General features: G+C 72.0%; 24 protein-coding genes. 17 read left to right on the top strand and 7 right to left on the bottom strand.

What is annotated here, in order from left to right; genetic code table 11:
* Positions 1 to 168: 168 nt before the first annotated feature.
* The 3 genes from AC3ET3_RS29460 to AC3ET3_RS29450 are packed head-to-tail and all read right to left on the bottom strand — an operon-like array spanning position 169 to position 1,452.
* The gene (locus AC3ET3_RS29460; RefSeq protein WP_432139456.1) at positions 169 to 546 is read right to left on the bottom strand and encodes a hypothetical protein; all 378 of its coding nucleotides are present in this window, start codon (positions 544 to 546) and stop codon (positions 169 to 171) included.
* The gene (locus AC3ET3_RS29455; protein WP_432139400.1) at positions 546 to 974 is read right to left on the bottom strand and encodes an ATP-binding protein; all 429 of its coding nucleotides are present in this window, start codon (positions 972 to 974) and stop codon (positions 546 to 548) included. Before AC3ET3_RS29455 ends, AC3ET3_RS29460 begins: the two co-directional genes overlap by 1 nt.
* Before the next feature lie 46 nt (positions 975 to 1,020).
* Positions 1,021 to 1,452 carry an NUDIX hydrolase gene (locus AC3ET3_RS29450; protein ID WP_432139401.1) on the bottom strand — a complete coding sequence of 144 codons (432 nt, stop codon included), beginning with the start codon at positions 1,450 to 1,452 and terminating at the stop codon, positions 1,021 to 1,023.
* An 85-nt stretch (positions 1,453 to 1,537) separates the two neighbouring features.
* Here AC3ET3_RS29450 and AC3ET3_RS29445 point away from each other — a divergent pair, with 85 nt between their 5' ends.
* From AC3ET3_RS29445 to AC3ET3_RS29400, 10 genes are all read left to right on the top strand, one after another.
* Positions 1,538 to 2,329 carry a GntR family transcriptional regulator gene (locus AC3ET3_RS29445; RefSeq protein ID WP_432139402.1) on the top strand — a complete coding sequence of 264 codons (792 nt, stop codon included), beginning with the start codon at positions 1,538 to 1,540 and terminating at the stop codon, positions 2,327 to 2,329.
* Between the two features lie 170 nt (positions 2,330 to 2,499).
* Positions 2,500 to 2,856: an SCO3933 family regulatory protein gene (locus tag AC3ET3_RS29440; protein ID WP_432139403.1), complete on the top strand. Its 357-nt coding sequence runs from the start codon at positions 2,500 to 2,502 to the stop codon at positions 2,854 to 2,856.
* Complete coding sequence (locus AC3ET3_RS29435; protein WP_432139404.1) at positions 2,856 to 4,232, top strand: FtsK/SpoIIIE domain-containing protein; 1,377 nt, start codon at positions 2,856 to 2,858, stop codon at positions 4,230 to 4,232. The genes AC3ET3_RS29440 and AC3ET3_RS29435 overlap by 1 nt, the downstream gene beginning before the upstream one ends.
* Positions 4,233 to 4,322: 90 nt before the next feature.
* A complete protein-coding gene (locus AC3ET3_RS29430) occupies positions 4,323 to 4,955 on the top strand; it encodes a DUF2637 domain-containing protein (protein WP_432139405.1) in 633 nt (210 codons plus the stop codon).
* A gap of 15 nt (positions 4,956 to 4,970) precedes the next feature.
* Entirely contained in the window at positions 4,971 to 5,153 is a 183-nt protein-coding gene (locus tag AC3ET3_RS29425; RefSeq protein ID WP_432139406.1) for a hypothetical protein, read from the top strand.
* A gap of 2 nt (positions 5,154 to 5,155) precedes the next feature.
* Positions 5,156 to 5,347: a mobile element transfer protein gene (locus AC3ET3_RS29420; RefSeq protein WP_432139407.1), complete on the top strand. Its 192-nt coding sequence runs from the start codon at positions 5,156 to 5,158 to the stop codon at positions 5,345 to 5,347.
* A gap of 15 nt (positions 5,348 to 5,362) precedes the next feature.
* Positions 5,363 to 5,557, top strand: a complete 195-nt coding sequence (locus tag AC3ET3_RS29415) for a hypothetical protein (protein WP_432139408.1) — start codon at positions 5,363 to 5,365, stop codon at positions 5,555 to 5,557.
* Between the two features lie 225 nt (positions 5,558 to 5,782).
* Positions 5,783 to 7,063, top strand: a complete 1,281-nt coding sequence (locus tag AC3ET3_RS29410; protein ID WP_432139457.1) for a replication initiator — start codon at positions 5,783 to 5,785, stop codon at positions 7,061 to 7,063.
* Positions 7,056 to 7,295, top strand: a complete 240-nt coding sequence (locus AC3ET3_RS29405; RefSeq protein ID WP_432139409.1) for a helix-turn-helix transcriptional regulator — start codon at positions 7,056 to 7,058, stop codon at positions 7,293 to 7,295. The genes AC3ET3_RS29410 and AC3ET3_RS29405 overlap by 8 nt, the downstream gene beginning before the upstream one ends.
* A complete protein-coding gene (locus AC3ET3_RS29400; RefSeq protein ID WP_432139410.1) occupies positions 7,295 to 8,539 on the top strand; it encodes a tyrosine-type recombinase/integrase in 1,245 nt (414 codons plus the stop codon). The genes AC3ET3_RS29405 and AC3ET3_RS29400 overlap by 1 nt, the downstream gene beginning before the upstream one ends.
* A gap of 80 nt (positions 8,540 to 8,619) precedes the next feature.
* On the opposite strand, the gene AC3ET3_RS29395 is transcribed toward AC3ET3_RS29400, so the two are convergent.
* Entirely contained in the window at positions 8,620 to 9,381 is a 762-nt protein-coding gene (locus AC3ET3_RS29395) for a phosphoglyceromutase (protein WP_432139411.1), read from the bottom strand.
* A gap of 157 nt (positions 9,382 to 9,538) precedes the next feature.
* On the opposite strand from AC3ET3_RS29395, the gene AC3ET3_RS29390 reads away from it, so the two are divergent.
* Positions 9,539 to 10,870, top strand: a complete 1,332-nt coding sequence (locus AC3ET3_RS29390) for an MDR family MFS transporter (RefSeq protein ID WP_432139412.1) — start codon at positions 9,539 to 9,541, stop codon at positions 10,868 to 10,870.
* On the opposite strand, the gene AC3ET3_RS29385 is transcribed toward AC3ET3_RS29390, so the two are convergent.
* Entirely contained in the window at positions 10,845 to 11,306 is a 462-nt protein-coding gene (locus tag AC3ET3_RS29385; protein ID WP_435613185.1) for a DUF2000 family protein, read from the bottom strand. The two genes, AC3ET3_RS29390 and AC3ET3_RS29385, sit on opposite strands and share 26 nt — an antisense overlap.
* Before the next feature lie 49 nt (positions 11,307 to 11,355).
* Here AC3ET3_RS29385 and AC3ET3_RS29380 point away from each other — a divergent pair, with 49 nt between their 5' ends.
* The 3 genes from AC3ET3_RS29380 (at position 11,356) to AC3ET3_RS29370 (ending at position 13,543) form a co-directional block, all read left to right on the top strand.
* Entirely contained in the window at positions 11,356 to 12,231 is an 876-nt protein-coding gene (locus AC3ET3_RS29380; RefSeq protein ID WP_435613184.1) for a helix-turn-helix transcriptional regulator, read from the top strand.
* Between the two features lie 323 nt (positions 12,232 to 12,554).
* Positions 12,555 to 12,818 carry a GntR family transcriptional regulator gene (locus AC3ET3_RS29375; RefSeq protein WP_435613183.1) on the top strand — a complete coding sequence of 88 codons (264 nt, stop codon included), beginning with the start codon at positions 12,555 to 12,557 and terminating at the stop codon, positions 12,816 to 12,818.
* A 29-nt stretch (positions 12,819 to 12,847) separates the two neighbouring features.
* Complete coding sequence (locus AC3ET3_RS29370) at positions 12,848 to 13,543, top strand: methyltransferase domain-containing protein (protein WP_435613182.1); 696 nt, start codon at positions 12,848 to 12,850, stop codon at positions 13,541 to 13,543.
* On the opposite strand, the gene AC3ET3_RS29365 is transcribed toward AC3ET3_RS29370, so the two are convergent.
* Both AC3ET3_RS29365 and mshA read right to left on the bottom strand, forming a co-directional pair.
* The gene (locus tag AC3ET3_RS29365) at positions 13,497 to 14,003 is read right to left on the bottom strand and encodes a type III secretion system chaperone family protein (RefSeq protein ID WP_432139417.1); all 507 of its coding nucleotides are present in this window, start codon (positions 14,001 to 14,003) and stop codon (positions 13,497 to 13,499) included. The two genes, AC3ET3_RS29370 and AC3ET3_RS29365, sit on opposite strands and share 47 nt — an antisense overlap.
* Positions 13,996 to 15,336, bottom strand: coding sequence for a D-inositol-3-phosphate glycosyltransferase (gene mshA, locus AC3ET3_RS29360; RefSeq protein WP_432139418.1), 1,341 nt, complete (start codon positions 15,334 to 15,336; stop codon positions 13,996 to 13,998). Before mshA ends, AC3ET3_RS29365 begins: the two co-directional genes overlap by 8 nt.
* Before the next feature lie 420 nt (positions 15,337 to 15,756).
* Between mshA and AC3ET3_RS29355 the strand changes: the two genes are divergently transcribed.
* The 3 genes from AC3ET3_RS29355 to AC3ET3_RS29345 all read left to right on the top strand — a co-directional run bounded on the left by AC3ET3_RS29355 (position 15,757) and on the right by AC3ET3_RS29345 (position 19,512).
* The gene (locus AC3ET3_RS29355; protein ID WP_432139419.1) at positions 15,757 to 16,575 is read left to right on the top strand and encodes a class I SAM-dependent methyltransferase; all 819 of its coding nucleotides are present in this window, start codon (positions 15,757 to 15,759) and stop codon (positions 16,573 to 16,575) included.
* A 183-nt stretch (positions 16,576 to 16,758) separates the two neighbouring features.
* Entirely contained in the window at positions 16,759 to 17,895 is a 1,137-nt protein-coding gene (locus AC3ET3_RS29350; RefSeq protein ID WP_432139420.1) for a C40 family peptidase, read from the top strand.
* Between the two features lie 327 nt (positions 17,896 to 18,222).
* Positions 18,223 to 19,512, top strand: coding sequence for a PP2C family protein-serine/threonine phosphatase (locus tag AC3ET3_RS29345; RefSeq protein WP_432139421.1), 1,290 nt, complete (start codon positions 18,223 to 18,225; stop codon positions 19,510 to 19,512).
* Positions 19,513 to 19,569 lie beyond the last annotated feature (57 nt).

The raw sequence follows: 19,569 nt of genomic DNA, 5'->3' as shown, positions 1-19,569 counted from the left end.
CTGCGACGTACCCCTTCTCTGACGTCAGGTGGCTGGTCTCTGTGCACGCGGCTCGGGCGCCGGCCGGGCTGGAGCGGGGCGGAGACATGAGCGCAGGCCCGGCCGGGGGCCGGGCCGCGCGCGGGGAGCGGAGCGAGCCGCACTTGAAGTCGTAAAGAAAGTTGTAACTCAGTCGGACGCGTGGGGCTTGAAGTCGTGAGCGCAACTCGGGAGTGCAACCTCTTGGCGGTGGGCCATCGGCAGGTAGATCACGGGTCGGATCGTCCAGGTGATGCGAGTGTCCTCGTGGGTCACTGACACCGTGCAGGGCTCCGAGCGCAACAGGGCTCGTCGCGTCTCGATGCGGCCGTCGTACAGCCATTCCCATGCGGCGTCGGACGCGTCTGCGTCGAGGGCCGGGGAGATTGTGCGGAGGGTGACTGCTACCCAGCGGTCTGCCTGGGGTGCCGTGTAGGCGTCGAGGGATGCGAGCAGTGCCGGCCGTCGTTGTTCGGTGAGGTCTTCTGTCCAGCACTCGCACCAGTAGCCGCGTCGGAGTTCCTTCATCAGCACGGGTGGCCTCCCCGCTGGGGCCCGGAGAACAGTTCCGCGGTGACCGTGTGGCCGTGGTCGCTGTCGTGGATGACGACGCGGTGTGCGAGGGCGCTGACCATGCCCAGGCCCCGGCCGTGTTCGGCGTCGTGGTCCTGGTGCTCGGCCTTGGGGGCGGTGCCCGTGCCGCCGTCGTCCGTCACGGAGACTGCGACCACCTGTGCCGAGACGGCGACGGCCAGGTGGAAGCTGCCGTGTTCCCGACCGCTGGCGGTGTGGAGGATCGCGTTCGCGCTCAGCTCGCTCACGATCAGTTCGGCGTCTTCGGCTAACGGGGAGCCGCGCAGGATGTCGCGGGTCCAGCGGCGGGCCCGGCTGACCTCTTCGGGGAATCCTGGGCAACTGAGCCCCCAGGCCCGGGCCCGGCTCGTATACTCGTGCATACAAGTTCCTTCGTGCTGGTAGGCCGCCATGTGCAGCGGGTTCGGGCTAGACGAGTTTCACGCCGTCGTGGGCGCGGACGGCCGGCGGGGACGCCGCGTCCATCGCGTCCAGGACGCGGATGGCGTACGCCTCGTCGGCAAGCTCGGTGACTTCGTCGCGGGTGGCCCAGCGCAGTGCGCGGGTCTCGCTTCCGGTGGTGGGCGTGCCGTCGGCGGCCTGGCAGCGGAAGACCAGGGAGACGATCAGGCCCGTCATGTTCTTGTAGACGCCGGTGAGGGTCGCGGGAAGTGCGATCTTGATGCCGGTCTCTTCGAGGACTTCGCGTTGCAGGGCTTCGGGGATGGTCTCCTCGCGTTCGAGGACACCGCCCGGCGGTTCCCACTTGCCGTTGTCCCGGCGCTGGATCAGGAGGGCCCGGCCGTGGTCGTCTATGACGACTCCGGCGACGCTGACGGAGTGCGGGCGTTCTGTGCTCACGTTCCTCGGCCCTCTCGGATGGCTAGGCTCTCCACCGTAGCAACAAGACTCGCCCACTCGTCTAGATACCTAAAGGAGTACACACGTGAGCCCTGCCCTTCCTTCGGGCCTGCTCGGTGATCTCGACCCCACGAGCGATCGTGCGGTCTTCCGGCAGATCGCCGACCAGCTGCGTGAGGCCATCGACCGTGGGCGATTCAGCGAGGGTGAGAAGCTGCCCTCGGAAGCTGAGCTTGTCGAGCATTACGGGGTGTCCCGGATGACCGTCCGGAACTCCTTCTCCGTCCTCCAGGGCGAGGGCCTGGTGCACGCCGAGCACGGCAAGGGCGTCTTCGTCCGGCCCCGGCCCCCCGTGCGGCGGCTGGCCTCCGACCGGTTCGCCCGGCGCCACCGCGAGCAGGGCAAGTCCGCGTTCATCGTGGAGGCCGACGCGGCCGGCAGTCACCCCAAGGTCGACAGTCTTGAGGTGAAGGAAGAGAAGGCCAGTCAGGACATCTCCACCCGGCTCGGCTCCGTACGGCGGGTGCTCGCCCGGCGGCGCCGGTACCTGCTCGACGGGCGGCCCGTCGAGTTCGCCACCTCCTACCTTCCGCTCGACATCGCGCGCGGTACGCAGATCGCCGAACCCAACCCCGGCCCCGGCGGCATCTACGCCCGACTCGAAGAGCTGGGTCACCGCCTCGACCACTTCGAGGAGGAGATCCGCGCCCGGATGCCCTCGCCCGCCGAGGTCAAGACGCTGCACCTGGCCTCCGGCGTGCCAGTGATCCACCTGATCCGGACCGCCTTCGACACCGAGGGCCGGGCTGTTGAGGTGTGCGACACCGTGATGGCGGCTGACGCGTACGTGCTGTCGTACCAGCTCCCGGCGACGTGATCGCGTGAGCGGCGGTGGTGCGCGGGGACGCTTCTCCGAACTCGTACACCCCAACAGGCATACTCGTATAGACGAGTGGGCAAGTTGTGTGGCAAGGTGATCGCCGTGAGCCCGCAAGATCGGGTTCACGGATCGCTACATGTATAGACGAGTAGATAGGAGCGTGTGCCTTGCGCACCATCCGCGTTGAGACCTCCGCCGCCACGATCCTCCTCACCGAGGCCCCGGAGCCGAAGATCCGCGACCGGCAGACCGGTGAGATCGCCAAGGACGCCGTCAGCGGTGAGGCGCTGATGACGATCGGCGTCGTCTACATCGAGGAAGGCGAGTCCTCGCTCATCAAGGTCACCGTCCCCGAGGGCGGTGTCTCCGAGGGCCTGGTCCTCGGCTCGCCCGTCTCGCTGCCGGGGCTGATCGCCCGGCCGTGGGAGTCGGTGTTCAACGGGCAGCAGCGGCACGGCATCGCCTACCGGGCCGCCGCCGTCACCCCGGCCGCCTTCCCGGCCGCCATGGGGGCCACCGCCTGATGACCGAGCTGACGACGTTCCTGGAAGTGGGTGGTCCCCTCGCCGCGCTCGGCGGCGGGGCCGCCTACGCCCGGGCCAACCACCCGGGCCTCTACTGGTCCACGGTCGGCGGTCCGATATCCACCGTCCGCCTCCTCAGCTCGTACGCCTCCGTCATGGAAGCCTGCGGCCTGACCGTGGCACCGTCCCGGCTGCGGGTCCTCGCCGTCAAAGCCACCACCCGGCGGGAGATCCGGCCCGTCCCGCCCCGGCGGGGCATCATCCGCCCCACCTCGACCGGCCTGCGGCTGCGGCTCCGCCTCGCTCCGGGGCAGGAACCCGCCGACATCGCCGCCTCGGCCGAACGGCTGCGGCACGCCTGGGGCGTCCACGCCGTCTACGTCCACCCCGTCAAGCCCGGTGTGGTCGAACTGCGGCTCGTCGGCTTCGACGTGCTGCGAAAAGTGCGCATGCCGCGCAAGACCGGCGGCGGGTTCCTCAAGGTGCCGGTCGCGCTTCGGGAGGACGCCACTCCCTTCGTACGCGACTACCGGACCGTTCCCCATCAGCTCACCCTCGGCGCCACCCTGTCGGGCAAGTCCATGTACCTGCGCCACCTCATCGCCGGACTCGCCCCGCAGCCCGTCGCCCTGGTCGGCATCGACTGCAAGCGGGGCGTCGAGCTGGCGCCGTTCGCACCCCGCCTCTCGGCGCTCGCCACCGACCCCGACGAGGCGGCCGAACTGCTGCCCGCGCTGGTCAAGGAAATGGAGGACCGATACGACCTGATCAAGGCCCGGCAGGGCATCGCCCCCGGCACCCCGGACGAGGAGATCACCTCCGACATCTGGGGCCTGCCCGACAGTGAACGGCCCGTGCCCGTCGTCCTGTTCGTGGACGAGGTGGCGGAACTCTTCCTCACCGCCACCCGCAAGGACGAGGAACGGCGGGATGAGATGGTCACCCAGCTCATCCGGCTCGCCCAGCTCGGCCGCGCGGCCGGCATCTACCTGGAGGTGTGCGGACAGCGCTTCGGCGCCGAACTCGGCAAGGGCGCAACCATGCTCCGCGCCCAGCTCACCGGCCGGGTCTGCCACCGCGTCAACGACGAAGCATCCGCCAAGATGGCCCTCGGCGACATCGCCCCCGAAGCGGTCATGGCCGCCTGCGCCATCCCCGCCGAACGGCCGGGCCTCGCCGTCGCGGGCGACACCTCCGGCGGCTGGTCCCGCATCCGCACCCCGTACCTCTCCCTCGGCGCCGCCGCCGAGACCTGCCGCGAGTCGGCCCACCTGGTCCCGGACCTGCCCGCGCTCAAGCCCTTCCGGCCCGACGTGCCCGCACGCCCCGCCGAGACTCCCGCCCCGGTCGTCCTGCCGCGACCGGTCACCGACTGACCTCCACCCCACCCCTCACCCCGCTCGGCGTGACCACCTCGCGCCACGTCCCTACCCCTCCCATGCCCGAAACCGAAAAGGAGCCGCATCATGCGCGCCCACCTGACCCGCGTCGACGCGGTGTTGGTCCAGGCGCTCATCGCCGCCGCCCTGTCCTTCGCCCACCTCCACGACGTCGCCATGGCGGCCGGACAGGACGGATGGAAAGCGTGGGCCTACCCGATCAGCGTCGACCTCCTTCTCGTCGCCGCCTGGCGCCGACTGCGCTCCGGCAACACCAAAGCCGCCGCTTGGTGCTGGTTCGTCATCGCCCTCGCCGCCTCCCTCGGCGCCAACGTCGCCACAGCCGGCCTCCTCGGCCTCGGCAACGTCCCGGCCTGGCTGCGCATCCTCGTCGCGGGCTGGCCCGCCATCGCCTTCCTCGGCGGCACCCTCCTCGCACACACGGCACCCAAGACGGCCCAGGACGGCGCGGCCAACGACGACCAGGCGGACGAGACCGAGACCGAAACGGCCGCCGAACCGCCCGCCCAACCCGCCGCCATCGAAGCGCGCCCGGCATCCCCGTCCGTCCCCGTACCGGCCGCCCTGGTCGATCACGCACGCAAGGTCGCCGCCGAACACCGCACCCGCACCGGTACCCCGATCGACACCCCGACCCTCCGCGCCCGCCTCGGCGTCCCGGCCCCCCTGGCCGAAGCCATCGCCGCCCAGCTCACCTGACCACCAAGGAAAGACATGCCTCTCTGCTTCAACACAGCCGCTGACTACCTCGAAGCGGCCCGCGAGATGGCCGCGACCGGTCGGACGACACTCGCTCGACTCCTCGCCGAAGAAGCCGCCGACCGGACCTCGGACGCCGAGGAAACCGCCCGAATCCTGCGCGAGTTCCCCGGCCCCAGCCTGCAACAGGAGGGCTGACCATGCCCGCACCCAGGCGATTTCACAACGTCACCCGCATCGGCCCCGTCCAGGTCGGCACCGCCTACGACCACCGGGGCCGCGAGAAGCACACCGCCGCCTGCACCGCCCCGCGCTGCGGCTTCTCCGCCGACTACGACAGCCGCGCCGCCGCCGAACTCGCCGCCCGCACCCACCGCTGCCCCATCCGCTGAGAGGACCCGCACACCGTGACCGTCAGCCTGCCGCTCGTCGCCGTCCTCGGCTTCTTCGCCTGGGGAGCGGTCAAGTTCCTCGGCGTCCGCCCCTGGATCGTCGTCCTGATCACCCTGTTCGGCTTCTGGCTCTCGCACACCTTCCTCGCCCCCGCCATCGAATCCGGCACGCGCTCCGGCGTGGACGTCATAAACGGCTCACATGACTAGACGAGTAGATAAGGAGATCGCCGCCGTGGTCCTGCGCTCCCTGCTGCGCGAGCACAAACGGCGCTGAACCGCGCCGACCCCTGGGGCGGCCATGACACCGCCAAGCATCCGGCCGCCCCAGGGCCCATCCCTCCTGACCGATCCAGCCAGAAGGAGACAGCCATCTTCACCCGCACCACCCCGCCCCCGCTCCCGGAACTCAGCAGACTCGCCCAACACGGCACCCTGCCGGGCATCCTCCGGCAGCTCTCCGGGCTCGGCGGCTGCACCAACCCCATCCGCCTCGACGGCCACCGCACCGAGTACGACATCGACACCACGACCGGCGAGATCGGCCGAGTCCTCCAGCACCTCGACTCCTCCGCCCTCCCCGCCGGCCAACTCCTCGTCCGCTGCAACAACCGCCGGACCACCCGATGTGCGGCCTGCGCAGAGGTCTACCGCCGCGACACCTTCCACCTGATCACCGCCGGACTCCGGGGCGGCAAGGGAACCCCCGAACACGTCGCCACCCACCCACGCGTCTTCGCCACCTTCACCGCCCCCGGCTTCGGCCCCGTCCACAACCGCCGCACCGACGGCCGCCCCTGCCGCTGCGGCACCCACCACGACCAGGACGACCCCGCCCTCGGCACCCCCCTCGACCCGGACACCTACGACTACGAAGCCGCCGTCCTCTGGAACGCGCACGCGGGCACCCTCTGGCGGCGCTTCTCGACCTACCTCCGCCGGGAGGTCGCCAAGCGTGCGGGCCTGACCCAACGGTGCCTGCGCGACCACGCCCGCGTCTCCTTCGCCAAGGTCGCCGAGTACCAGAAGCGCGGAGCAGTCCACTTCCATGCGGTCATCCGCCTCGACGGCCCCGGCGGCGGCGACACCCCGCCCCCGAGCTGGGCAACGGCAGACCTGCTGACCGACGCCATCCGGGCCGCCGCAGCCAAGGTCCGCGTCGACGGCCCGGTCATCGACGGCCGCGCCCACACCTTTGCCTTCGGCAGCCAGCTCGACGTCCGCCCGATCCGCTCCGCCGACTTCAACGACGGCCAGGAACTGACCGAGCGAGCCGTCGCCGCCTACATCGCCAAGTACGCCACCAAGGGCGCCGAAACCGCGACGGGCGCCCTCGACCGGCCACTGAAGTTCGCCGCCGAACTGGCCCAGCTCGACATCAGCGACCACGCCCGCCGCCTCATCCGCACCGCCTGGACCCTCGGCGCCCGCAAGGACCTCGAACACCTCCGCCTGCGCGCCTGGGCCCACATGCTCGGCTTCCGCGGCCACTTCTCCACCAAGTCCCGCCGCTACTCCACCACCCTCGGCGCCCTCCGCGACGCCCGCGCCGAATGGCGGCGAGCACAGGCAGGCGCCAACGGACCCACCACCGAGACGACGTACGTCCTCGCCCACTGGGTCTTCGCCGGCACCGGCCTCTCCGACGTCGAAGCCTGGCTCGCCGCATCCCTCGAACCCGCTCCCGGAACGGAAGGAGAACCCACCCATGGCTGATCGACGCCGCGTGTCGGCCGAAGTAGCCGCCGCACCGCGCGCCTTGCCCACGCGGTTCCTGACTCCTGACGACCTGGTGGAGATGTTCGAGCTGCCGAGCGTCGAGACGGTCTACCAGTGGCGCCGCAAGCGCACGGGTCCGCGCGGATTCCGGGTCGGCCGGCATCTCCGCTTCGACCCGGACGACGTCCGCGCCTGGGTGGAGTCCCAGCTCAAGGGGGCCGCTGCCTGATGGCTGGACACATCCAAGACCGCTGGTACAAGGAAGAGAAGGGGCCGGACGGCAAGACTCGCAAAGTCAAGACCGACCGCTATGGCACGGGCATGCGCTACCGCGCCCGCTACATCGGCCCGGACGGCACCGAGAAGTCCAAGAGTTTCCCCGACCGTCAGAAGCGGCTTGCCGAACAGTGGCTCTCGCAGACCGAGACCGACATGGCGCGGGGCCAGTACATCGACCCCCGCGCGGCCCGGATCACCTTCCAGCAGTACAGCGAGAAGTGGGTGACCCACGCGCCGGACCCGAACACGCAGGCGTCAATGGAGTCGCAGCTTCGCTTGCACGCCTACCCCTACCTGGGGTCGCGTCCTCTTGGGTCCTTCCAGCCTGCTCACATCCGTGACTGGGTGAGACAGCTCCAGGAGAACGGCGTACGTGGCTCGTACGCCCGGACGATCTACTCCAATGTGCGGGCGGCTCTGAGCGCAGCCGTGGATGACGGGCACCTTGCCCGGAATCCGTGCGCTGCTCGATCGGTCCGGCCGCCCACCGTGGACAACAGGCGCATCGTCCCTTGGACGCCGGAACGGGTCTTCGCCGTCCGCGCCGGCATGCCCGAGCGGTACCAAGCGATGGTCGACCTGGGAGGCGGCTGTGGGCTCCGGCAGGGCGAAATCCTCGGCGTCGCCGTCGACGCGATCGACTTCGCTTCGGACACTCTCCACGTGGTCCAGCAGCTCAAGCTGAGCCGCAGCAAGCCCGTGTTCGCCCCGCCGAAGGGCGGCAAGCTCCGGGACGTACCGCTCCCCGGTCCGGTCGCTGAAGCACTTCGGGCCCACATGAAGCGATTCCCGCCGGTAGAGATCACCTTGCCGTGGAAGGTGGCGGACGGGCCTCCAGTGACCAAGCGGTTGATCTTCACCGGACCGCGCGGCGGGCACGTCTGGCGCACCTCCCTCAACGAAGAGGTGTGGAAGCGTGCACTCGCCTCGGCCGGGGTGATCCCCGAGCGGAAGCCCGGCCAGTCCTACGCCGAGTCCCGCGAGAACGGCATGCACGCGCTCCGCCACTTCTACGCCTCGGTGCTCCTGGACGCAGGAGAGAACATCAAGGCTCTCGCCGAGTACCTGGGGCACTCGGACCCCGGCCTGACGCTCCGCGTGTACGCCCACCTCATGCCGTCGAGCCAGGAGCGCACCCGCAAGGCGGTCGCCGCCGTCTTCGACACGGCCCGGTCGGACCCCTCCAGCACCTGACGGCCCAGAGACGGCCCAGCACCACCAAGAAGCCCCCGCCCCGCGAAGAAGTCGCAGGTCGGGGGCTTAAAACTGTGGGCTTACTTCTTCTTGCCCTGGTTCTTGACCGCCTCGATCGCCGCCGCGGCCGCCTCCGGGTCGAGGTACTTGCCGCCGGGGGTGACCGGCTTGAAGTCGGCGTCGAGGTTGTAGAGGAGGGGGATGCCGGTGGGGATGTTGAGGCCGGCGATGTCCGCGTCGGAGATGCCGTCGAGGTGCTTGACGAGGGCGCGCAGCGAGTTGCCGTGGGCGGCGACGAGGACGACGCGGCCGGTCAGGAGGTCGGGGACGATGCCGTCGTACCAGTACGGCAGCATGCGGTTGACGACGTCCTTGAGGCACTCGGTGCGGGGGCGCAGCTCCGGCGGGATGGTCGCGTAGCGCGCGTCGTCCGACTGCGAGAACTCGGCGCCGTCCTCGAGCGGGGGCGGCGGGGTGTCGTAGGAGCGGCGCCACAGCATGAACTGCTCCTCGCCGAACTCGGCGAGGGTCTGCGCCTTGTCCTTGCCCTGCAGGGCGCCGTAGTGGCGCTCGTTCAGGCGCCAGGAGCGGTGGACCGGGATCCAGTGGCGGTCGGCGGCCTCCAGAGCGAGCTGGGCGGTGCGGATCGCGCGCTTCTGGAGCGAGGTGTGGACCACGTCGGGCAGCAGGCCGGCGTCCTTGAGCAGCTCGCCGCCGCGGGTCGCCTCCTTCTCGCCCTTCTCGTTGAGGTTGACGTCCACCCAGCCGGTGAACAGGTTCTTCGCGTTCCACTCGCTCTCGCCGTGGCGGAGGAGGATGAGCTTGTACGGTGCGTCGGCCATGTGTCTGAGCGTAATCCAAGGGTTTGGGGTGGAGGCGCCGCTGCCCGCCCAGCGGACGCTTGGCAGGGATTGTTAATCGAGTGGCTGCTCCCCGATGCCGCTTGTAATTTGTGTCCTGCCTTGTGGGTACTTACATCGCAGTCACATCGGGGGTCACATGTCCGTCGCCGGTCTCAGACGAGCGGCCCGGGAGTCCGTGTCCGGGCTGCCCCGGGAGTTCTGGTGGCTGTGGACCAGCACGCTGGTCAACCGGCTCGGCGCTTTCGTCGCCACCTTCATGGCGCTGTACCTCACCGTCGGACGCGGCTACTCCGCCTCGTACGCCGGTCTGGTCGCCTCACTGCACGGGCTCGGCGGGGTCGTCTCCTCGCTGGCCGGCGGGGTCATGGCGGACCGGCTCGGGCGGCGGCCGACGCTGCTGATCGCCCAGCTGGCGACCGCGTTGTCCGTGGCGCTGCTCGGCGTCGTCCGCGACCCCGTCGCCATCGCCGCCGTCGCCTGCCTGGTCGGCGCGGCCTCCAACGCCTCCCGGCCGGCGGTGCAGGCGATGATGGCGGACATCGTCCGGCCGGAGGACCGGGTCCGCGCGTTCTCGTTGAACTACTGGGCGATCAACCTGGGCTTCGCCGTCTCCTCCGCCGCCGCCGGCTTCATCGCCCAGGTCAGTTATCTCGCCGGGTTCCTCATCGAGGCCGGCATGACGCTGGTCTGCGCGCTCGTGGTGTTCCTCAAGGTGCCCGAGTCCCGGCCGGAGACCGAGAAGGAGAAGGCCGAGGAGGACTCCGTACGGCTGGGGACCGTGCTGCGCGACGGGCGGTTCATGGGGGTCGTGGGGCTTTCGTTCCTCATCGCGCTGATCTTCCAGCAGGGGGCGGTCGGCCTGCCGATCGCCATGGGCGAGGCCGGGTTCAGTCCCGCCGACTACGGCGTGGCCATCGCCGTCAACGGCGTGCTCATCGTCGTGCTGCAGATCCCCGTCACCCGGTTCATCGAGCACCGCGACCCGGGACGGCTGCTCGTGGTGTCGGCGCTGCTCGCCGGGTACGGCTTCGGGCTCACCGCGTTCGCCGGGTCGGTCGGCGTCTTCATGCTCACCGTCTGCGTGTGGACCCTCGCCGAGATCGTCAACGCGCCGACGCAGACGGGGCTGGTGGTCCGGCTCTCGCCGGTGCGGGGGCGCGGCCGCTACCAGGGCATGTACACGCTGTCGTGGGCCGTCGCCTCCCTGGTCGCGCCGCTGATGTCCGGCTTCGTCATCGACCGCTTCGGCGGCGCCTGGCTGTGGGGCATGTGTGCCGTCGTGGGCACGGTGGCGGGGGTCGGGTACGCCGTGCTGATGCGCGGCCTGCACGGCCATGGCGGTTCGGCTCCCGACGGCACGGCAGCCGACGGCGTGGCACCCGTCGCCACGGCACCAGTCGCAGCGGCACCCGACGGCGCGGTCGGCGCCGAAGCCGCCCCCGTCACGGATGCATCCGCGCGCCCTTGAGCACCTTGTCCACCGCGTTGCGCGGCCCGTACACCGCGAGCCCCACCAGATCCAGCTCCGCCGTCGGCACGGCCCGTACCGCCGCCCGGTTGTCCCGGTCGTCGCCGGTCGCGAAGAGGTCGGAGGTGAACACCGCGCGCGGGAGCGAACGGGCCAGCACGCGCGCGTGGGCCGTCGACAGCGTCTCCTTGTCGCCCTCGAACACCAGCACCGGCTGGCGGAACATCGGCAGGTAGGGGACGCCGTCGCCGTCCTCGTACGGCTCCCCGACCACCTCGGGGGCCGCCGTGCCGAGTCCGCTGACGAGGAACGCGGTCACGTTGAGGCGCTGCCACGACTCCAGGTCCGCCCGCAGCAGGACGGCGATCTTCGTGTCGAAGCGGACGGGGGTGCGTTCGGCGGGGCCGGGCTCACCAGGCAGGGGTTCAGCGTTCATACGGTGAGACTGCCGACCGGCGTACGACCCCGTCTTGTACGTTTTTTGCATGGCCGCCCGGCAGGAAGTCACCGCGTGGCGTCCGCGCGTGCCGGGCGTCACCGAGGTCTTCCACGCGCGCTTCACCGAGCACGCCTACCCGATGCACGTCCACGACGCCTGGACCCTGCTGATCGTCGACGCCGGCGCCGTGCGCTACGACCTGGACCGCCATGAGCACGGCACCCCGCACGACACGGTCACCCTGCTGCCGCCGCACGTCCCCCACAACGGCTCCCCCGCGACCCCGGACGGGTTCCGCAAGCGGGTGGTGTACCTGGACACCGGGGTCCTCGGCGAGTACCTCGTCGGGGCGGCGGTCGACCGGCCCGACCTGCGGGACCCCCTGCTGCGTCGACGCGTGGGGCAGCTTCACACCGCGCTCGCGCGGCCCGGTGGCGAACTGGAGGCGGAGAGCCGGCTGACGCTCGTCGCGGAACGCCTGCGCGACAGCCTTCGGCCCGCCCGGCGTACCACGCCGCCCCGTGACCCCGTCCTCGCCCGCCGCCTGCGCGAACTCCTCGACGCGCGCGTGCCGGACGGGATCACCCTGGCGGAGGCCGCGCGGCTCGTCCACGCCCACCCCGCCCACCTGGTACGGGCGTTCAGCGCCGCGTACGGCATCCCCCCGCACCAGTACCTGACGTCCCGTCGCGTCGACCTCGCCCGGCGGTGCCTGCTCGACGGGCTTCCGCCGGGCGAGGTCGCCACCGCCGCCGGCTTCTACGACCAGGCCCATCTCACCCGGCACTTCCGGAAGGTGGTGGGGGTGACGCCGGGACGGTACCGGGCGCCGCAGAAGCCGTCGGCTCCCGTCGGTCCGGGCGGTTCAGGCGTCGGCCCCGGCTCTCCGCGACCCGGAGGGCGTCCGCCAGGGCCTCGGTGAGGCGCTCGGCCAGGAAGCGGAGTTCGCCGGGCTGTGGGGTGCGGGGGAGCATGTCCCGCGCGGGGGAGAGGAGTTGGCTGCCCATCTCCAGTTGGACGGTCTCCGTCGTGTCCGCCAGGCGGGACACCGGGCCGGTGCCGTCGTCGTCGTCGGCGATCAGGTAGCAGGCTTTGCCTTCGGCGCCGGTCCACGGCAGCGGGCGGGGCTCGTTCACGCGGCCCCCGGACGGCTGCTCTCCGTCGCGGGGGTCCCGCTTTTCCGGGTCGGTCTACCGCAGTCTACCGCGGTCGCGCGGTCTACCGCAGAGTTTTAGCGTCCACTGCATGAGCCCAGAACTTGACCGGACGCGACCCGTCTGGCGGCAGGTCGCCGCGGCCGTAGAGACACGCATCGCGGACGGCACCTACCCGGTGGGAGCGCGGGTGCCGTCCGTCGTCGAGCTGGCCTCGGAGTTCGGTGTCGCGGCATCGACGGCGCAGAAGGTACTGGCCCACCTCAAGGCGGAGGGGCTCATCCGCGCCGAGGTCGGCCTCGGCTCCTTCGTCGCCAAGCGCCCCGACCAACCCCCCGCCCAGCCCGACGCGTAACCACCCCCGGCGCCGGAAATGGATGCCCCGTGGACTGGCACGAGTGGCACCAGGCGTACGACGCACCCGGCTCCTACCTCAGCAGGCGTCTCGCGCTCGTCCAGCGGCGGATAGCCGACGCACTCGACGAGGCTCCGGCCGGGCCGCTCACGGCGGTGAGTGTGTGCGCGGGGCAGGGTCGGGACCTGATCGGCGTACTGGCCCGGCATCCCAGGGGCGGCGACGTGCGGGCCCGCCTGGTCGAGCTGGACGAGCGCAACGTCGCCGTGGCGCGGCGGCTCGCGGCCGGGGCGGGGCTGGAGGGCGTCGAGGTCGTCGCCGGGGACGCCGCCGCGACGGACGCGTACGCGGACCTCGCCCCCGCCGATCTCGTCCTGCTGTGCGGGGTGCTCGGCAACATCACCGACGCCGACGTGCGCACCACGTTCGACCACTGCACCCGGCTGTGCCGGCCGGGCGGCGTCCTGGTGTGGACGCGGACCCGGCACTACGACACCGGGGTGTGCGACTGGCTCAAGGAACGCGACTTCGAGGCACTGTGGGTGTCGGGGCCGGACGTGCCGTACGGCGTCGGCGCGCACCGGTACACGGGGCCGGGCGGACCGCTCGCGCGGGGACGGCGGATGTTCACCTTCGTCGGCTACGACGTGCTGCGGCGCCCCGGCCCGGTACCGGTGGTCACTCCCCCGCCGGCCGCGGAGCGGCGTCGCGGGTCAGGTGGCTGAACGCCTCCAGGTTGCGCGTGGACTCCCCGCGCGACGTGCGCCAGGCGTACTCCTTGCGGATCGCGGAGGCGAACCCCAGCTCCAGCAGGGTGTTGAAGGCCCCGTCGGCCGCCTCCAGGACCTGGCCGAGCAGGCGGTCGACCTCGTCGGCGGTCACGGAGGCGAGCGGGAGGCGGGCGGTGACGTACACGTCGCCGAGCCGGTCGACGGCGTAACTCACGCCGTACAGCTTGAGGTTGCGCTCCAGGAGCCAGCGGTGGACGCCCGCCTCGTTCTCGTCGGGGTGCCGGACGACGAAGGCGTTGAGCGACAGGGAGTGGCGGCCGACGCGGAGCGACACCGTGGTCGACAGCTTGCGGGTGCCGGGAAGGGTGACGACGTAGGTGCCGGGCTCGGGACTCTCCCAGGCCAGTTCGGCGTCCTTGAGGGCGGACTCGATGACCTTGTGTGCATCAGCCATGCTGCGAGCGTACGCGACGGCGGTGGGCGTGCAGCGCGGCCGTGTACACCTCGGCGGTGGCGGCGGCCGCGGTGTCCCAGCCGAAGGACTGCGCGTGCCGGGCGGCAGCGGCGCCCATACGGTCCGTCAGGTGCGGCTCGTCGGCGAAACGGGCCAGCACGCGCGCGTACGGCACCGGGTCGTGCCCCTGGACGAGGAAGCCTGTCTCGCCGTCGCGCACCGCCACGGGCAGGCCCCCGACGGAGGAGGCCAGAACCGGTGTCCCCGCGGCCTGCGCCTCTATGGCGACGAGGCCGAAGGACTCGCTGTAGGAGGGCACGACGAGCACGGACGCGGCCCGGAACCAGTCCGCGAGCTGCTGCTGCCCGACCGGCGGGCGGAACCGTACGACGTCGGCGATCCCGAGCCGCGCGGCGAGCTTCTGCAGGCCCTCCGGCTTGGCGAGGCCGCTGCCGCTGGGACCGCCCACGACGGGGACGACGATGCGGGAGCGCAGCTCGGGCCGCTCGTCCAGGAGCACGGCGACGGAGCGCAGCAGCACGTCGGGCGCCTTCAGGGGCTGGATGCGGCCCGCGAAGAGAGGAATCAGGGCGTCCTGCGGCAGGTCCAGGCGGGCGCGGGCGGCGGCGCGGCCGTCGCCGGGGCGGAACCGGTCGAGGTTGACGCCGGGATGGACGACGGCGACCTTGCCGGGGTCGGCGGAGTAGTGCCGGACGAGTTCGTCGGCCTCGTCGGAGGTGTTGGCGATGAGGCGGTCGGCGGCGTCGACGATCTGGGTCTCGCCGATGACGCGGGCGGGCGGTTCGGGCCGGTCACCGGCGGCCAGGTTGGCGTTCTTGACCTTGGCCATCGTGTGCATGGCGTGCACGAGCGGGACGCCCCAGCGCTGGGCGGCGAGCCAGCCGACGTGGCCGGAGAGCCAGTAGTGGGAGTGGACCAGGTCGTAGTGGCCGGGGCGGTGGCCGGCCCACGCCTGCATCACGCCGTGGGTGAAGGCGCACAGCTGGGCGGGGAGGTCCTCCTTGGCCAGGCCCTCGTAAGGGCCGGCGTCGACGTGCCGCACGAGCACGCCGGGGGCCATCTGAACGGAGGGCGGGAGGTCTCCGGTGGTGGCCCGGGTGAAGATCTCGACCTCGATGTTGATCGCGGCGAGGCGCTGCGCGAGTTCCACGATGTAGACGTTCATGCCGCCGGCGTCGCCGGTGCCCGGCTGGTGCAGGGGGGAGGTGTGCACGGAGAGCATGGCGACGCGGCGTGGCCTGCGGTGCGGCAGCCGCAGGCGGGAGGGGGTGGCCGGGGAGCGGCGCCCGAGCCTGCTGACGTACTGGCTCACGTGGCGTTCCTCCTTGCTGCGGGCGGGCAGGCCGGACAGGAGGGTGCTCCTCCACGGGTGGCAACACCGGAGCGAGTCATTCCCATTCCGGCCGGATTTCCGGGCGGCCGGTTTTTGCCGAACGATTACCGTCTGTCGCTCAACCGTTCGATGGGGTGACGGCGTCGGGCGGCCTCCGTCCTGCTCGGGACCCGCGCGGAGCGCGTGCGGAGCCCGTGCGCCCCGCGCGTGCGCTCCGCGCGGGTGATGCGCGCGGGTGATGCGCGCGGGTGGTGCGCACGGGTGGTGCGCTCCGTGCGGGCCGCTTGCGGGCGGGCGCGGGCGCCGTGCGGGCCACACGCGGGCGGCTTGCAGTCACCAGAGGCCCCGGCCCGGACCCGATCCGGCCCCGGCCGCGCGCGGACGCATACCCTCGTAGGCATGCCCTCCCGCCCCGCCGCCCGCCCCGTGGGCACCGTCACGCGCGGGACGACCAACCCGAACCGGCTGCGGCGGATGGACCGCTGGATCGCCGCGACGCACGGCGCCGAGCTGCGGCGGGCCGCCGCGCCCGTCGCCGTCGACCTCGGCTACGGGGCCGCCCCCTGGACAGCCGTGGAACTCCTCACCCGGCTGCGCGCCACCGCGCCCCACACGCGCGTGGTGGGCATCGAGATCGACCCCGCGCGCGTGGCGGCCGCCCGCCCCTACGAGCGCGACGGGCTGGTCTTCCGGCACGGCGGCTTCGAGATCCCCCTCCCCGGACGGCCGCACCTGGTGCGCGCCGCCAACGTGCTGCGCCAGTACGACGAGGACCAGGTGGCCGCCGTGTGGCAGCGGCTGTGCGCGCGGCTGGCGCCGGCCGACCCGGTGGCGGGCTCGGGCGGCGGCCTGCTGGTGGAGGGCACGTGCGACGAGATCGGCCGGCGGCACGTGTGGGTGGCGCTCGGCCCGCAGGGACCGCGCACGGTGACCTTCGCGACCCGGCTGGGCTCCCTGGAGCGCCCGTCCGACCTGGCGGAACGGCTCCCCAAGGCGCTGATCCACCGCAACGTGCCCGGGGAGCCGGTCCACGCCTTCCTGCGTGACTTCGACCGCGCCTGGGCGGCCGCCGCGCCCTACGCCTCGTACGGCGCCCGGCAGCGCTGGATCCGGGCGGTGCGCGAGCTGACGGCCGACTGGCCGGTGACGGACGGCCCGGCACGGTGGCGGCAGGGAGAAGTGACCGTGCGGTGGGAGGCGTTGGCGCCCCGGAGCTGAGCGGGGCCGTCTGCCTGGTCGAGGAGCCGCCGGAGGCCCCGGAGCCGGGGCGGAACGATCTCCCCCTCTCCTTCGTCACAGAAGCGGGGGGGCGGCATCACCTCTGTCGTTTTCCGGCGCGGCATGGCACGATCCCCCAGACGTCCAGAAGTTACTGACGGTTAATCAGTTGGGGGGGGCTGTATGGGTACGGGTACGGGCAGGCGCGGCATGCTCGCGGTGGCCGTGACCGTGGTCTGCGCGGTCACGGTCCTGGCGGTGCCGGGGACCGCGTTCGCGAGAAGCCCCGAGCCGACAGGCCCCGCGTCCCCTCCGGCCGCCACCTCGCCGTCGACCCCAGGCGCCACCGGGGCCCCCTCCGCGACACCCCGGACCCTCGCGCCGGACAAGGACCTGCAGGCCGTACGCGCCAAGCTCGACGCGCTCTACCACGATGCCGCGGTCGCCACCGACGCCTACAACGCCGCCGAGGAGGCCGCCGAGCAGCAGTCGGCGCAGATCGTCGCACTGGCCCGGAAGATCGTCGAAGGCCGGGACCGGCTCGCCGAGTTGAAGGAGCGGGCCGGCGCCGCTGCCCGCTCCCAGTACCGCACCGGCGGACTGCCCGACGAGGCCCGGCTACTGCTCAGCGACAACCCGGGGCAGTTCCTCGACGGCACCGGCCGGGTGCGGCAGGGCCACAAGGCGACCAAGGACATGCTCGGCGAACTGACACAGGTCCAGCAGGACTTGGAGCAGTACGCCAAGGACGCCACCGCCCAGTGGCAGAAGCTGGAGACCAACCGCAAGGCCAAGGCCACGGCGCAGAAGCGCGTCGAGCAGCAGATCGCGGCGGCGAAGAAGCTGGAGTCCGAGCTGGAGCAGGAGGAGAAGGAACGCCTCGCCCGGCTGGAGGCCGAGGCGGCGCGGCAGGCACAGACCACGTGGCTCGGCACCGGCGTCCTCACCGGCGTGCGGGGCAAGGCGAGCGCGCAGGGCGAGCGGGCGGTGAAGTTCGCCACCGAGCAGGTGGGGAAGCCGTACGTATGGGGCGCCGAGGGCCCGAAGTCGTTCGACTGCTCGGGGCTCACCTCGCAGGCGTGGGCCAGCGCGGGGCACGGCATCCCGCGCACCTCACAGGAGCAGTGGCGACAGCTCAGGCACGTCGACGTCAAGGACATGCGCCCCGGCGACCTGATCATCTACTTCAAGGACGCCAGCCATGTGGCGATGTACGTCGGCGACGGGGCGATCATCCACGCGCCCCGGCCGGGACGGAACGTCACGCTGGCGGGCGCCGGCTCCATGCCGATCCTGGGAGTGGTGCGGCCGGACGCGTGAGGCGGAGGGCCGTTGAGCACATGGGACGGCGGGCACCCGGGAGGGTGCGGAACGAGTCGGACTTGCCGGATTCGTGATGGCCGCCACGTGACCCAGCGCACCCCAACCGGCCGCCAAACGCCGCCCGGACGTGACCTTCGTCATCCCCTCGGGGGCGGCGGGGTGCCCAACTGCGGTAGGGAACGCGGCATATGACACGGGCCTGAGATCAAGCAGCGTGCCGCACACCATTCCGCTGCGGCGCACACAACGGCTATGGTCCCCGTCGGTGGGTCGAGGTCCCTCGCTCCCACCATGCCCTCGGGGGGAGGGAAGGAACCCGAAACGATGCCCGTACCCATACCGCGGCAGAGAGCGATCCCCGTCGTGGAGAGTGGTCAGGCGGTCGAGGTCGAGAACAACATCACTCCCAACGGAACAGGCGCGTCCGACACCGCCCACACCAACCTCACGCTCCTGCTGATCCAGGACGACCCGGCCGCCGCGCCCGTCGTCCCGGATCTGCTGGACTCGGCCGGCAAGCCGATCCGCGTGCGCACCGCCCGCAACCTCACGGAGGCGGAGCGGCTGCTCACCGACGACGTGCACTGCATCCTGCTCGACCTGGCGCTGCCCGCGCCCGGCCGCGCGCAGGACGACGCGGACGAGCTCGCCGTGCTCAAGGAGGTGCTGCGGCTCGCGCCCCGGCACGCCGTGCTGGCGCTCACCGCGTCCGGCGACGCCGAGCGCGGGGCAGAGGCCGTGCGCGTCGGCGCCCAGGACTACCTCTTCCGCGACGAGCTGGACGGCCGGCTGCTGAGCCGGGCCATCCGGTACGCGGTGGAGCGCAAGCGCTCCGACTCCGCCGAGCGGCGCCTGGCCGAGGGAAAGCTGCGCGCCCAGGAGAACGCCCGCCTGGAGCGGGGCCTGCTGCCCACGCCACTGCTGGAGGGGTCCCCGCTGCGGTTCGCCGCGCGCTACCGGCCCGGCCGTTCGCGCGCGCTGCTCGGCGGCGACTTCTACGACACCGTGCGCACCCCCGACGGGACCGTGCACGCCATGATCGGCGATGTCTGCGGCCACGGCCCGGACGAGGCGGCGCTCGGCGTGGAGCTGCGGATCGCGTGGCGTGCGCTGACCCTGGCGGGGCTGTGCGGCGACGAGCTGCTGAGCACGCTGCAGGAGGTGCTGGAGCACGAGCGGGGCGACGAGGAGATCTTCGCGACGCTGTGCACGGTCGACATCGCGCCGGACGGACGCCGGGCCGGGCTGTGCCTGGCGGGCCACCCCGCGCCGCTCGTGGCGGGACCGGGCCGGCCGGCGCGGCTGCTGCCGTACGAGAACAACGGTCCGGCGCTGGGTCTGCTGCCCGGGGCCCGCTGGCCGCGGATGCAGGTGGAGCTGGGCGCCGAGTGGAGCCTGCTGCTGTACACCGACGGGCTGATCGAGGGCCGGGTCGGCGAGGGGTCGCGGGACCGGCTGGGCCAGGACGGCATGGTCGAGATGATCCGGCGGCAGCTGGGCGAGGGCCTGCGGGGCGAGGAACTGCTGCAGGCGGCGGTGCAGGAGGTCCGCGAACTCAACGGGGGCGAGCTGACGGACGACGTGGCGCTGCTGTTGCTGGAGCGCGGAGCGTGACCGCCGCCCCGGCGGGCCGCGCGAGCGGTCCCTCGGGGGAGACGGCCGAGGAGCGGC

It is taken from the genome of Streptomyces sp. bgisy159 (genome assembly GCF_057707805.1).
Note: the sequence above shows the minus strand (reverse complement) of the source record. Positions and strands in the feature narration are given on the sequence as shown.